This is a genomic window from Citrobacter sedlakii (genome assembly GCF_018128425.1).
Lineage (GTDB): Bacteria > Pseudomonadota > Gammaproteobacteria > Enterobacterales > Enterobacteriaceae > Citrobacter_A > Citrobacter_A sedlakii.
Genome location: NZ_CP071070.1, coordinates 3,115,505 through 3,128,259, shown reverse-complemented (window position 1 = coordinate 3,128,259; position 12,755 = coordinate 3,115,505). Strand labels below are relative to the sequence as shown.

At 57.9% G+C, this 12,755-nt stretch carries 13 protein-coding genes; 9 read left to right on the top strand and 4 right to left on the bottom strand.

What is annotated here, in order from left to right:
* Position 1: 1 nt before the first annotated feature.
* From kdpB to kdpF, 3 genes are read right to left on the bottom strand one after another with little or no spacing between them, the layout of a single operon-like run.
* On the bottom strand, positions 2–2,050 hold the full coding sequence (kdpB, locus tag JY391_RS14910) for a potassium-transporting ATPase subunit KdpB (protein ID WP_211934534.1): 2,049 nt from the start codon (positions 2,048–2,050) through the stop codon (positions 2–4).
* Between the two features lie 17 nt (positions 2,051–2,067).
* Positions 2,068–3,747 (bottom strand): potassium-transporting ATPase subunit KdpA, encoded by a 1,680-nt coding sequence (gene kdpA / locus JY391_RS14905; protein WP_211934533.1) that lies wholly within the window; start codon positions 3,745–3,747, stop codon positions 2,068–2,070.
* Positions 3,747–3,836 (bottom strand): K(+)-transporting ATPase subunit F, encoded by a 90-nt coding sequence (gene kdpF / locus JY391_RS14900; protein WP_042285393.1) that lies wholly within the window; start codon positions 3,834–3,836, stop codon positions 3,747–3,749. The genes kdpA and kdpF overlap by 1 nt, the downstream gene beginning before the upstream one ends.
* Positions 3,837–4,144: 308 nt before the next feature.
* Between kdpF and JY391_RS14895 the strand changes: the two genes are divergently transcribed.
* The 3 genes from JY391_RS14895 to JY391_RS24100 all read left to right on the top strand — a co-directional run bounded on the left by JY391_RS14895 (position 4,145) and on the right by JY391_RS24100 (position 6,183).
* Complete coding sequence (locus JY391_RS14895; protein WP_211934532.1) at positions 4,145–4,351, top strand: YbfA family protein; 207 nt, start codon at positions 4,145–4,147, stop codon at positions 4,349–4,351.
* Between the two features lie 142 nt (positions 4,352–4,493).
* Complete coding sequence (gene phrB, locus JY391_RS14890; protein ID WP_211934531.1) at positions 4,494–5,915, top strand: deoxyribodipyrimidine photo-lyase; 1,422 nt, start codon at positions 4,494–4,496, stop codon at positions 5,913–5,915.
* A gap of 124 nt (positions 5,916–6,039) precedes the next feature.
* Positions 6,040–6,183 (top strand): hypothetical protein, encoded by a 144-nt coding sequence (locus tag JY391_RS24100; RefSeq protein ID WP_508617246.1) that lies wholly within the window; start codon positions 6,040–6,042, stop codon positions 6,181–6,183.
* Here the strand turns inward: JY391_RS24100 and JY391_RS14885 are convergent.
* Positions 6,138–7,619 (bottom strand): MFS transporter, encoded by a 1,482-nt coding sequence (locus tag JY391_RS14885; RefSeq protein WP_211934530.1) that lies wholly within the window; start codon positions 7,617–7,619, stop codon positions 6,138–6,140. The genes JY391_RS24100 and JY391_RS14885 overlap by 46 nt on opposite strands.
* Before the next feature lie 266 nt (positions 7,620–7,885).
* On the opposite strand from JY391_RS14885, the gene ybgI reads away from it, so the two are divergent.
* The 6 genes from ybgI to JY391_RS14855 all read left to right on the top strand — a co-directional run bounded on the left by ybgI (position 7,886) and on the right by JY391_RS14855 (position 12,753).
* Entirely contained in the window at positions 7,886–8,629 is a 744-nt protein-coding gene (gene ybgI / locus JY391_RS14880; protein ID WP_042285382.1) for a radiation resistance protein YbgI, read from the top strand.
* 21 nt (positions 8,630–8,650) lie between these two features.
* On the top strand, positions 8,651–9,307 hold the full coding sequence (pxpB, locus tag JY391_RS14875; protein ID WP_211934529.1) for a 5-oxoprolinase subunit PxpB: 657 nt from the start codon (positions 8,651–8,653) through the stop codon (positions 9,305–9,307).
* A complete protein-coding gene (gene pxpC / locus JY391_RS14870) occupies positions 9,301–10,233 on the top strand; it encodes a 5-oxoprolinase subunit PxpC (protein ID WP_042285378.1) in 933 nt (310 codons plus the stop codon). Before pxpB ends, pxpC begins: the two co-directional genes overlap by 7 nt.
* The gene (gene pxpA, locus JY391_RS14865; RefSeq protein ID WP_181821773.1) at positions 10,223–10,957 is read left to right on the top strand and encodes a 5-oxoprolinase subunit PxpA; all 735 of its coding nucleotides are present in this window, start codon (positions 10,223–10,225) and stop codon (positions 10,955–10,957) included. The genes pxpC and pxpA overlap by 11 nt, the downstream gene beginning before the upstream one ends.
* Before the next feature lie 75 nt (positions 10,958–11,032).
* Complete coding sequence (locus tag JY391_RS14860; RefSeq protein WP_042285372.1) at positions 11,033–11,761, top strand: DUF969 domain-containing protein; 729 nt, start codon at positions 11,033–11,035, stop codon at positions 11,759–11,761.
* On the top strand, positions 11,758–12,753 hold the full coding sequence (locus JY391_RS14855) for a DUF979 domain-containing protein (RefSeq protein ID WP_042285370.1): 996 nt from the start codon (positions 11,758–11,760) through the stop codon (positions 12,751–12,753). The genes JY391_RS14860 and JY391_RS14855 overlap by 4 nt, the downstream gene beginning before the upstream one ends.
* Positions 12,754–12,755: the final 2 nt, after the last annotated feature.

Below are 12,755 nucleotides of genomic sequence, written 5' to 3'. Positions count from 1 at the left end.
CTCACACCAGACCCAGCAGGGTCAGCAGAACATCAATGATTTTGATTCCGATAAACGGCACCAGCAGACCGCCGAGACCGTAAATCCACAGGTTGCGGCGCAGCATCGCAGAGGCGGAGAGCGGTTTGTAGCGCACGCCTCTCAGCGCCAGGGGGATCAAAAAGACAATGATCAACGCATTAAAAATGACCGCGCTGAGAATCGCGGAATCCGGCGAATGCAAACGCATAATATTCAGTGCATTAAGCTGCGGGTACGTTGCGGCAAAGGCAGCCGGAATAATCGCGAAGTATTTCGCCACGTCGTTAGCGATACTGAAAGTTGTCAGGGAGCCGCGTGTCATCAGCATCTGTTTGCCGATATGCACCACTTCAATCAGCTTGGTGGGGTTAGAATCGAGATCGACCATATTACCCGCTTCTTTCGCCGCCTGGGTGCCGGAGTTCATCGCCACCGCGACGTCAGCCTGAGCCAGCGCTGGCGCGTCGTTGGTGCCGTCCCCGGTCATCGCTACCAGGCGTCCTTCCGCCTGATACTGGCGAATCAGCGCCAGCTTGGCTTCCGGCGTGGCTTCGGCGAGGAAGTCATCCACCCCCGCCTCGGCGGCGATGGCGGCGGCGGTCAGACGGTTGTCGCCGGTGATCATCACCGTTTTAATGCCCATTTTGCGCAGTTGGGCGAAACGTTCTTTTATGCCGCCTTTGACAATATCTTTAAGCGCGATAACCCCCAGTACGCGTGCGCCTTCCACGACCACCAGCGGCGTGGCGCCCAGACGGGCGACGCTGTCCACTTTTTGCTCGACATCAGGCGGGAACTGCCCGCCGTTAGCCTCGACGTGGCGGCGAATCGCATCCACCGAACCTTTACGGATCATCCGGTTATCGATGTTAATACCGCTCATCCTGCTCTGGGCAGTGAACGGGACGAAAGTGGCATGCAGCGACTGCACGTCGCGCTCGCGCAGATTAAAACGCTGCTTGGCGAGGATAACGATACTGCGGCCTTCCGGCGTTTCGTCCGCTAACGAAGAAAGCTGCGCCGCGTCCGCCAGCGTGCGTTCATCCACGCCGCTGGCTGGCAGAAACTGTGACGCCTGACGGTTGCCGAGGGTGATGGTGCCGGTTTTATCCAGCAACAAGACATCCACATCGCCTGCTGCTTCCACTGCACGTCCGCTGGTGGCGATAACGTTCGCGCCGAGCATCCGGCTCATGCCGGCCACGCCGATCGCGGAGAGCAATCCGCCGATGGTGGTCGGGATCAGGCACACCAGCAGCGCCACCAGTACGGTCACGCTCACCGGATGGCCGCCCCAGGCGGAAAACGGCCACAGCGTTGCCGTTGCCAGCAAAAAGACGAGGGTAAGGGCAATCAGCAGGATGGTCAGGGCGATTTCGTTTGGCGTCTTACGACGCTGCGCGCCTTCGACCATGGCGATCATCCTGTCGAGGAAGGTTTCGCCTGGATTGACGCTGCATTCGATTACCAGCCAGTCGGAGAGGATACGCGTCCCGCCAGTGACCGAGGCGAAGTCGCCGCCGGATTCACGGATCACCGGCGCAGACTCGCCGGTAATGGCGCTCTCATCCACCGACGCGCCGCCTTCAATGACTTCGCCATCGCAGGGAATGATATCGCCGGCTTCCACGAGGACGATATCGCCTTTACGCAGTTGGTCCGCCGCCACACGATCGCTTTGCGCGCCGTATTTCGGCTCGCGCAGTTTGCGGGCGAAGGCGGTTTTTTTCACCCCTTTCAGGCTGTTGGCTTGGGCTTTACTGCGTCCTTCCGCCAGCGCTTCGGCAAAATTAGCGAACAGCACGGTGATCCATAACCACAGGGCGATCGCGCCGGTAAACTGCGCGCTGCCAGGCATCTGCCCGCCAGCCATCGCGATGGCTATCAGGGTAGTCAGCAGGCTGCCGATCCAGACGATAAACATCACCGGATTGCGCCACTGGGTATGGGGGCTTAATTTTTTCACGGCGTCCATCAGCGCCTGAGCGACCAATGACGGTTCGAAAAGCGCCTGTTGTTTGCGACTCATAGTCATGTGCTCCGTGCTCAGCGTAAGGAAAGGTGTTCAGCCACTGGGCCAAGCGCCAGTGCAGGAATAAAGGTCAGCGCGCCGACTAACAGTACGGTGCCAATCAGCAGCCCGACAAACAGCGCGTCGTGGGTCGCCAGCGTACCCGGGCTGGCAGGCTGGCGCTGTTTCACCGCCAGCGAACCGGCAATCGCCAGGACCGGAATAATCACCCCGAAGCGACCGACAAACATGCAGAAGGCCAGCAGACAGTTCCAGAACGGTGAGTTCGCGCTCAGACCGGCAAAGGCGCTGCCGTTGTTATTGGCTGCCGAGGAGACCGCATACAACACTTCGCTAAAGCCGTGAGGGCCGGGGTTAAGCATGCCGCTGCGTCCCGCCTCGGTCATCATCGCCAGCGCGCTGCCGAGCAGGACCAGCGCGGGGGTAACGAGAATCGCCAGCGCGGTCATTTTCATTTCGCGCACGTCGATCTTTTTACCGAGATACTCCGGCGTGCGGCCAATCATCAGGCCGGCAATGAATACCGCCAGCATCACGAACAGCAGCATACCGTAGAGGCCTGAGCCGACGCCGCCGAACACCACTTCACCGATCTGCATCAACCACATGGGCACCATCCCGCCCAGCGCAGTAAAGGAGTCATGCATGGCAATGACCGCTCCGCAGGACGCGGCGGTGGTGACCACGGCAAACAGACTGCTGACCAGAATGCCAAAGCGGCTCTCTTTCCCCTCCATATTCAGGCTGCTGTCGGCGCCGTATTGCAGCAGATGCGGGTTACCCTGCACCTCCGCCCACATCACTACCGCCACGCAGACGATAAAAATCAGCGACATTGCCCACAGCAGCATTCGCCCCTGGCGGCGATCGCCTGCCGCGTCGCCAAACGCAAAGCACAGTGCCGCCGGAATCAAAAAGATCGCCAGCATCTGCACCAGATTGGTCAGCGCGGTCGGGTTTTCAAACGGATGCGCCGAGTTAGCGTTAAAGAAGCCGCCGCCGTTGGTGCCCAGCATTTTTATCGCTTCCTGAGAGGCGACGGGTCCCATTGGCAGGGACTGTTGCACCCCTTCGAGGGTGGTGAACGGCTGATACGGTAGCAGGTTTTGCAGCGCCCCTTGCTGAATAAAGAACAGCGCGATGAGTAACGCGAGGGGGAACAGGATCCACACGGTAATACGTACCAGATCGACCCAGGCATTACCCAGGGTGCTGGCGCTCTGACGGACAAATCCGCGTATCAGCGCGAACACGACGGCAATCCCGGTGGCCGCTGACAAGAAGTTTTGCACTGTCAGGCCGACCATCTGGCTGAAATAGCTAAGGGTCGTTTCTCCGCCGTAAGCCTGCCAGTTGGTATTGGTGACAAAACTTACTGCCGTATTGAGCGCCAGATGCCATGACAGGCCCGGCAACTGCTGCGGATTTAACGGCAAGCGCTGTTGACACATCAGCATGACGAACAGCGCCGCCAGCCCCAACACATTCAGCGCGAGAATAGCCAGCACATATTGCCGGGCGTTCATTTCCCGTTGGGAAATCCCCAGCGCCCGCCAGAGCAGCCGCTCAAGGCCTGCTGTGCCCGGAAGCGGCGTATCGTTAATCAAACGCGCCAGTCCGACTCCCAGGGGTCTGGCAAGTAAGAACAGCATCGCTAAGAACGTGGCAATAAGTAGAAATCCCTGCGCAGCCATCAGAATGCCTCCGCGTTGATTAACGCATATACCAGATAACCTAATAATAAGAAAATCAGTACGATACCGATTATCACGCCTGCACTCACAGTGCACCTCCAGTGGCATAATGGTGATAATCAAAGGGTAAATATCTGCCTGCAAAGATTTCGCAAAAATTGGCGGGTAAGGTGTAAAAAAAGTATAAAAATGGTAGAGACCATTATTTAACTAATGATTAGTATTAATTTAACTTTTATGTAACTTAATTACGTAATGAAGGTAAATAAAGCCTAAACCGCTAAAAATAAGTGGTCGGATGAGTAGTAAAATTACAGGCAAGGCGGTACAATTTTCATCAGATAACCAAATTCATTTTCACGGTGCAATTCACCGAAGATATAAAAGGGGAGAAAGTATGGGACTCTATAAAGATTATCCCGCGCATGTTGTGTTCTTACGCCGTACTTTCGCCGTGTTGGCGGGAGTCCTGGCGCTGCCGATCATGCTGTTCTGGAAAGATCGCGCCCGTTTTTACAGCTACCTGCACCGCGTCTGGTCGAAAACCAGCGACAAGCCGGTGTGGATGGACCAGGCAGAAAAAGCGACCTGCGATTTTTACTGATCATTGACCGACAAAAAAACCGCCAACAGTCATGTGGCGGTTTTTTTATGTCTGCGTCTACACTTAGCGCCTAAAGGACCCGGCAGTAAGGACATAAAAATCATTATCGTGAAACGTACCGCGTTATTTTAACAGGAGTTCTATGCCCACCCATCTGGTCTGGTTCCGCCGCGATCTCCGTCTGCATGACAATCTCGCGCTTGCCGCCGCCTGTCGCCATCGTAATGCGCACGTGCTGGCGCTCTTTATCTCCACGCCCCGCCAATGGGCAGATCACACTATGTCGCCGCGTCAGGCGGGGGTGATCCGTGCGCAACTCGAAGGGTTGCAGGCCTCCCTCGCGGAGAAGGGCATCCCGCTGCTCACCGCCGAAGCGGACGACTTTACCGCCAGCGTCGAAACGGTAAAAGCGGTCTGCAGGCAGCATGATGTCAGCCATCTTTTTTACAACTATCAGTATGAGGTCAACGAACGCGAACGGGATGCGGCGGTAGAAAAAGCGCTGCCTGAGGTGGTATGTGAAGGGTTTGACGACAGCGTGATTCTGCCGCCGGGATCGGTGATGACCGGCAATCAGGAAATGTATAAAGTTTTTACCCCGTTTAAAAATGCCTGGCTTAAGCGCTTGAAAGAGGCCATGCCTGAATGTGTGGCGGCGCCAGCCGCGCGAGAAAATTCGCCCCTGGCGCAGCGGCGTCAAAAAATCGTGTTTACCTATCCGCAGCAGGAGGCAGACACCACGCTTTTCCCGGTGGACGAAAAAACGGTGATAGCCCGACTGCGCCAGTTTTGCCAGCAGGGGGCGGGTGAATACGCACAGCAGCGGGATTTTCCCGCTATCGACGGCACCAGCCGTTTATCTGCCGCTCTGGCGACGGGAGGGTTATCGCCGCGCCAGTGTCTGCACCGCCTGCTCGCCGAACAGCCTGACGCACTGGACGGCGGGCCGGGCAGCATCTGGCTGAACGAGCTTATCTGGCGAGAGTTTTATCGGCATCTGATGACCTGGAACCCTGCGCTGTGTAAATACCGCCCATTTATCGGCTGGACGGAAAAGGTAGCCTGGCAGGATAACGCGGCGCATTTCAGCGCCTGGCAGGCGGGGCAAACCGGCTTTCCGATTGTTGATGCGGCTATGCGCCAGCTTAATGCTACCGGCTGGATGCATAACCGTCTGCGAATGATTACCGCCAGTTTCCTGGTGAAAGACCTGCTGATCGACTGGCGCAAGGGCGAGCGCTATTTCATGTCGCAGCTTATTGATGGCGATCTCGCCGCCAATAACGGCGGCTGGCAGTGGGCGGCCTCCACAGGTACTGACGCCGCACCCTATTTTCGTATTTTTAACCCAACAACGCAGGGGGAAAAATTCGATCGCGACGGTAAGTTTATTCGTCAGTGGCTCCCGGAACTGCGCGACGTGCCTGGAAACGCGATTCACGAACCGTGGAAATGGGCAAAAAAAGCAGGCGTCATGCTTAACTACCCGCAGCCCATCGTCGATCATAAACAGGCCCGCGTGGCGACGCTTGCCGCCTATGAAGCGGCAAGAAAAGGCGCGTAAGGTCATTTATGTCACCCGGTAGCCTGGAAGGACATAGCCAGGGGCTACAGGAAGGTTTATTGCAGGGACGTCAGCAGGGAAAAAAGAAGGTCAGCGGGAGGCGGCGCTACGCATTGCCCCCACCATGCTGGCACAGGGAAGCGAGCGTGGCTGGGTGTTGCGGGTAATCGGCCTTAACGAAGACGATCGGGTCACGGCGCCCAGCCACTCATGCCCGTTAACTCAGGACTCAATCGCCAGCGGGCGGTTTCTGAATTTAAGCGACTGATACAGCCAGATCAACAGTACCAGCCCGACGCAGGCCAGCGCGCCCCAGGTGATGTCACTGAACACATCGATATAAGCATTGATGGAATAGTTGATCGCGCCGCTGGCGTCAAACGCGCTCTGGGACGTTTGGTCGGCAATAACGCCCGCCAGATAGTTGGCAATCGCGCCGGAAAGCAGCATATAAATGCCGGTTAATACGCCAGTTACCCCAGGGATTTCAATACGTGTAATCTGCGACATCGCCACCGGGTCGATAAACAGCTCTGCAAAGCCCATCACCGCCAGACCGAGGATCATCAGCGGCATGGAAGAGTGGCCATAGGCTGCGGACCAACGGGCGCTAAGGGTCAGAATGCAGAATCCGGCGCTCATCAGACCGAGGCCGAGAGCGAATTTGCCCCAGATGCGTACGCTGCGGCGACCCCCCATACTCTCTTTTACCCGCCAGGCCAGCACCACGCCGCAGAGCATCACTGCAAAGGCGTTTACCGACTGGAACATGGCGGTAGGAACCGAATAGCCGAAAATATCGCGGTTTACGAAGCGATCGATATACAGGCTGATGGAGCTGCCGCCCTGCTGGGCAAAGGCCCAGAACAGCAGGCTAAAGACGGTGAGGGTCACGATCAGGCCCAGCTCTTTACGCTGCTTCTGGTTTTCTGCCTGACGATAAATTTTACTCAGCACCGCCAGACCGATGACGGTGGCGGCAATCAGCGCGTAAACCGACCAGTCCTGCCAGAACAGAACGGTAATGACCAGCGGCGCGGCAACCAACAGGACCAGCAGCCAGCCCCAGTTGGGCAGGAGAAACGGCCGGGCGCACAGCGCGGCTTTGTTCACCCCTTTGGTGTGCGCGAAGTGGCGATTGCCGCAAAGGAAGATGATCAACCCGGCGATCATGCCGATGGCCGCCAGCGCGAAGCCCATCGCCCAACTGTATTCTTCCTGGACATACCCGCAGGCGATCGGTGCGACGATCGAACCCACATTGCCCGCCGCGTATAGCAGTGAAAACCCACCGTCACGGCGTGGATCGTCCGGCTGGTATAACTCACCCAGCAGACAACTGATGTTCGACTTGAACAAGCCATAGCCGCAAACAATGATTGCCAGCGACAAATAAATGAAGGTGGGGGCAATTTCGCTGGCGCCGAGGACCAGATGCCCGACCGCCATCAGAAAAGCGCCAAGCATTACCGCCATGCGGTTACCGAGCACTTTATCAGCGAGATAACCGCCAAGAATCGGCGTGACATAGACCAGCGAACAATAAGCGCTGAATAACGCATAGGCGTGGGTATCGTCGTATTTAAGCTGATTGGTGAGATAGAGGATCAGCAGGGCGCGCATGCCGTAAAAACTGAAGTATTCCCAAATTTGCAGCGCGACGACGTAATAAATCGCCCGCGGTTGAGATGATGCTTTATTCATTGTGATACCAGAATAGCTTGCGCGCCCAGCGGATAAAACGCCGCGCGGCGGGGGTTCCTTAACGTTACAATGTCGATACAGATAGGATTATTTTTGCAATATGCTGTCTGATTGCATAAATATACATGAATTCGCTCACGGAAGGGCGCGCTTTTCTCGCTAAAAAACGACGGGATTGTTTCTTAATGTGTCAGTGAATTGGCTATCGACGAACGGACGCCCGAAGGCTATTTTAACGTATCGCATAGACGAACAAGGGAGCGATGATGAAAAACACCGAACTGGAACAACTGATCAACGAGAAACTCAACAGCGCGGCGATAAGCGATTACGCGCCTAACGGTTTACAGGTTGAAGGCAAAGCGACGGTGCAAACAATCGTCACCGGCGTCACGGCCAGCCAGGCATTGCTGGATGAAGCGGTACGCCTGCAGGCTGATGCGGTCATCGTTCACCATGGTTATTTCTGGAAGGGCGAATCTCCGGTGATTCGCGGCATGAAGCGTAACCGCCTGAAAACGCTGCTGGCAAATGATATCAACCTCTACGGCTGGCACCTGCCGCTGGACGCGCATCCTGAACTGGGCAACAACGCGCAGCTTGCCGCCCTGCTTGGCATCAACGTGATGGGGGAGATCGAACCCTTGGTGCCCTGGGGCGAACTGTCGATGCCGGTGCCTGGACTGGAACTGGCCTCATGGATTGAAGCGCGTCTTGGGCGTAAACCGTTATGGTGCGGCGATACCGGGCCGGAGACGGTCACCCGCGTCGCCTGGTGCACCGGCGGCGGACAAAGTTTTATCGACAGCGCCGCCCGCTTTGGCGTAGACGCGTTCATTACGGGCGAAGTCTCTGAACAAACCATTCATTCAGCGCGCGAGCAGGGGCTGCATTTTTACGCCGCCGGGCACCATGCCACCGAACGCGGCGGTATTCGCGCCCTCAGCGACTGGTTGAATGAAAATACCGATCTGGATGTGACGTTTATTGACATACCGAATCCCGCGTAAAAAAGACGAAGAGGAACGCAAGTGCAACGAGCGCGCTGTTATCTGTTAGGCGAAACGGCGGTGGTACTGGAGCTGGAACCCCCCGTGACGCTGGCGAGCCAGAAACGTATCTGGCGACTGACCCAGCGTCTGGTCGACATGCCAAATGTGATTGAAGCTATCCCAGGGATGAACAATATCACGGTGATCCTGCGGGAGCCGCAAACCCTGGCGCTGGATGCCATTGAGCGTTTGCAGCGCTGGTGGGAAGAAAGCGAGGCGCTGGAGCCCGACTCGCGCAATATTGATATCCCGGTGGTTTACGGCGGCGCGGGCGGTCCCGATCTCGCTCTGGTGGCTCGTCACAGTGGGCTGAGCGAAAAGCAGGTGGTCGAACTACACGCGTCGGTTGAGTACGTGGTCTGGTTTTTAGGTTTCCAACCCGGTTTTCCCTATCTTGGGAGCTTACCGGAACCGTTGCATACGCCCAGACGCGCCGAACCGCGTCTGATCGTTCCGGCAGGTTCTGTCGGGATCGGTGGATCGCAGACGGGCATTTATCCGCTCGCGACGCCGGGCGGCTGGCAGCTCATCGGACACACGCCGCGGAAACTGTTCGATCCGACGCAGGGTGAACCGGTCCTGCTGCGTCCCGGCGACAACGTGCGCTTTATCCCGCAGAAGGAGGGGGTATGTTGAAGATTATTCGCGCGGGAATGTACGCTTCGGTACAGGATGGTGGCCGTCACGGTTTTCGCCAGTCCGGTATCAGCCACTGCGGCGCGCTGGATCGACCCGCCATGCATATCGCCAATTTGCTGGTCGGCAACGACGCCAACGCGCCCGTGCTGGAAATTACGCTCGGACAGTTGGTGGTCGAATTTGAGGCCGACGGCTGGTTTGCCCTGACCGGCGCAGGATGCGAAGCGAAACTGGATGAGCACCCGGTCTGGACAGGCTGGCGACTGCCGGTAAAAGCGGGTCAGCGTCTGGCGTTAAAGCGTCCGCAACACGGTATGCGCAGCTACCTGGCGGTGGCCGGAGGCATTGCCGTACCTGAAGTCATGGGGTCGTGCAGTACGGACCTGAAAGTCGGGATTGGCGGTTTCGAAGGGCGTCTGCTCCGGGACGGCGACCGCCTCGCCATTGGCGCACCGGCGCGGCAATTTCTCGGCGCCCAGGGGGTAAAACAGCTGCTGTGGGGAAACCGGCTTCGCGCACTGCCGGGGCCGGAATATCACGAGTTTGATACGGCATCGCAGGCGTCGTTCTGGCGTTCGCCGTGGTACCTCAGTCCGCAAAGTAACCGGATGGGCTACCGGCTGCAGGGACAGCCGCTAAAACGCACCACCGAACGTGAACTGCTGTCCCACGGATTGCTGCCCGGGGTGGTGCAGGTGCCGCACAACGGTCAGCCGATTGTATTAATGAACGACGCTCAGACCACCGGCGGCTATCCGCGAATCGCCTGTATTATCGAAGCGGATATGTACCATCTGGCGCAGATCCCGCTCGGTCAGCCGATTCATTTTGTCCAGTGTTCGCTGGAAGACGCGCTGAAAGCGCGCCAGGACCAGCGGCGCTATCTTGAACAACTGACATGGCGGTTGAGCAATGAACATTGATTTGAATGCGGACCTCGGCGAAGGCTGCGCAAGCGATGCGGAACTGTTAACGCTGGTCTCTTCGGCCAATATTGCCTGTGGGTTTCATGCCGGGGATGCGCAAACCATGCTGTTGAGCGTGCGAAATGCGCTAAAAAACGGCGTCGCCATTGGCGCGCACCCCAGCTTTCCCGACCGGGAAAACTTTGGCCGTACGGCAATGACCCTGCCGCCGGAAACCGTCTACGCGCAGACGCTGTATCAGGTCGGCGCGCTGGCGGCGATCGCGAAAGCGGAGGGCGGCGTTCTGCGTCACGTCAAGCCGCATGGGATGCTCTACAACCAGGCGGCGAAAGACCCGCAGCTTGCGGACGCGATCGCAAAAGCGGTACATGCCTGCGACCCGGCGCTGGTTCTGGTCGGACTGGCGGGCAGCGAACTGATCCGTGCGGGTGAGCGTTACGGACTTGTCACCCGTCAGGAAGTATTCGCCGACCGCGGCTACCAGCCTGACGGTTCGCTGGTGCCGCGTAGCCAGCCGGGAGCGCTGATCGACGACGAGGAACAGTCGCTGGCGCAAACGCTGGGGATGGTGGAAAGCGGCCGCGTGCAGAGTGTGACCGGCGCGTGGGCCAGCGTGGTCGCCCAGACAGTGTGCATTCACGGTGACGGCGAGCACGCACTCGCTTTTGCCCGACGTCTGCGCGAAGCGTTTACGACGCGCGGTATTCACATTACAGCTTAAACAATGACGTCGTCCCAAAGAGGACGACGCGCTGACGTACGACACAACAAAAACACAACAGACAAGGAATGGATTATGGGAGATGCTATCACTCTCTGGCCACTGATGGGCATTGCCGTCATTGTGGTCGGGTTTCTTTTACGCTTTAACCCGGTGCTGGTGGTCATTGTGGCCGGGATCGTCACCGGACTGGCGGCGCAGATGCCGATCGCCACGATCCTCGAAAAACTGGGAGAAGGCTTTCTCAATACCCGCAATCTGCCGTTTATTCTGTTGATCCCGCTTGCGGTGATCGGTCTGCTGGAGCGTCACGGTCTCAAAGAACGCGCCCAGACGTGGATCGCGAAAATTCGCAGCGCCACCGCGGGTCGTCTGTTGGTGGTGTACCTCTTTATCCGTGAAGTGACGGCGGCGCTGGGGCTGACCAGCCTCGGCGGCCATCCGCAGATGGTGCGTCCTCTGCTGGCGCCGATGGCGGAAGGCGCGGCGGAGAAGAATTACGGCCAACTGCCTGGCGCGGTACGCTATCGCCTGCGGGCGATGTCGGCGGCGACCGATAACGTTGGGTTGTTCTTTGGCGAAGATATCTTCGTTGCGTTCGGCGCGATCATCTTCATGCACAACTTTATGCTGGAATCCGGCGGGATCCAGACTGAACCGCTGCACATTGCGCTGTGGGGGATCCCCACGGCGATCTGCGCGTTTCTGATCCACGGCGCGCGCCTGTGGCGGCTCGATAACTATCTGCAACGTGAGATGGCGAAAGCCAGTGCGGCGAACGCGGGTAAAGGAGATGCGCAATGAATTTTCAGCAAAGCTACCTCTACTGGCTGGCAGGCGTTATTCTGTTGATTGTCGCTCTGATGTCCTGGCGGGACAAAGCCAACCCGCGACGGCTGACGACGGGATTATTCTGGGGCGTCTACGGTCTGCTGTTTTTACTGGGCGACTGGACCTATCAGTTAGTGGGTGACAAGCGCGCGGTGAATATCGCCGTTGGCATTGCCGTGGTGTTGATGGCGCTGATTGCCGGATTTGGCGGCGTAAAGCTCGGCAGCTATCATCAGCGTACCCGTGAGCAACGTGAAGAGAGCGCGACGCGTCTCGGCAACCGCCTGTTTTATCCGGCGCTGGCGATTCCGGTAGTGACGGTGATCGGCGTGCTGATGTTCAACCATATTCCCGGTTTACAGGAAGGGCTGTTCGGGCCGGGTAACCACGCTACCCTGGTCACGCTGTTTTCCATGACCGCAGGTTCGCTGATCGGCCTCGGCATGGCGATCAAAATGACGCACGAGAAGGTCCATCAGCCGATTCAGGAAGCGCGGCGTTTGCTCGACTCCATCGGCTGGGCGTTTATTCTGCCGCAGATCCTCGCGACGCTGGGACTGTTGTTCACCGCCGCAGGCGTGGGCAGCGGCATTTCGTATCTGACTCAGGAATACCTCGCCGTTGACAGCCGCTTTATCGCGGTGGCGGTGTATACCCTCGGGATGGCGCTGTTGACGATGGTGATGGGCAACGCCTTTGCCGCCTTCCCGATCGTGACGGCAGGGATTGGCATTCCGATTCTGGTGCTCCAGCACGGCGGCAATCCGGCGGTGATGGCGGCGATTGGCATGTTTTCCGGCTACTGCGGTACGCTCATGACGCCGATGGCGGCAAACTTCAACATTGTTCCTGCCGCGTTGCTGGAGCTGCCGGATAAAAACGCGGTGATTAAAGCGCAGGTGCCGACCGGCGTGTTGCTGCTTATCGTCAACGTGTTCCTGATGTATTTCCTGATGTTCCTGTAAGG